Annotated in this window: 1 protein-coding gene; it reads left to right on the top strand. The window is 44.6% G+C overall.

The features are described from left to right. Window positions 1-639 (top strand): phosphopantetheine-binding protein (locus tag PCIT_RS00035; RefSeq protein WP_010368395.1); only part of this gene is annotated, 639 nt, incomplete at both ends.

Here is a 639-nt window from a genome sequence, read left to right as displayed (position 1 = left end):
GTATGGATCCACTTAACGACATTGCCTTTAACGGCAAATGGCAAAGTGGACATAGCAAACCTGCCAGATACCGAACATTTATTAGCGCGGGAATATGTCGCCCCGCGTACAGATTTGGAACGTGATATCAGTGAATTGTGGGCAAATGCGCTGGGCTTGCCACTAGAGCAAGTGGGAGTTGAGGATGAATTTTTCAACCTAGGTGGCGATAGTATTATCAGTATTCAGCTGAGCAGTAAATTAAGACAACAATTGGGTGTAGCGTTAACCATCCAAGATATTTTCACCCACAAAACAATCGCAGGACTAAGTTCAGAAATCGCCCGTAAACAAGACAGTGCTCAACTCGAATTAAAAACGGAGCAAGGACGCTTGGCAGGGAACTTTGACTTATTGCCAATTCAAGCTTGGTTCTTTGCTAATGACTTTGCAGTGCCAGGACATTGGAATCAGGCGTTCCTATTGTGCACACCAAAGTTAGATATGGCGCGTTTAGAAGCATGTTTGGCGCAATTGGTAGAGCAACATGATGCTTTTAACTTACGCTTTTCTAGTGCCGAGCAGCGTTATGATAGCGATGCGAAAGTAGAGCCACTGCGCATATTAGATGTGAATACGTTAGGTCAACAAGGCAGTGAG

Source organism: Pseudoalteromonas citrea, from assembly GCF_000238375.3.
Classification (GTDB): Bacteria; Pseudomonadota; Gammaproteobacteria; order Enterobacterales; family Alteromonadaceae; genus Pseudoalteromonas; species Pseudoalteromonas citrea.
Note: the sequence above shows the minus strand (reverse complement) of the source record. Positions and strands in the feature narration are given on the sequence as shown.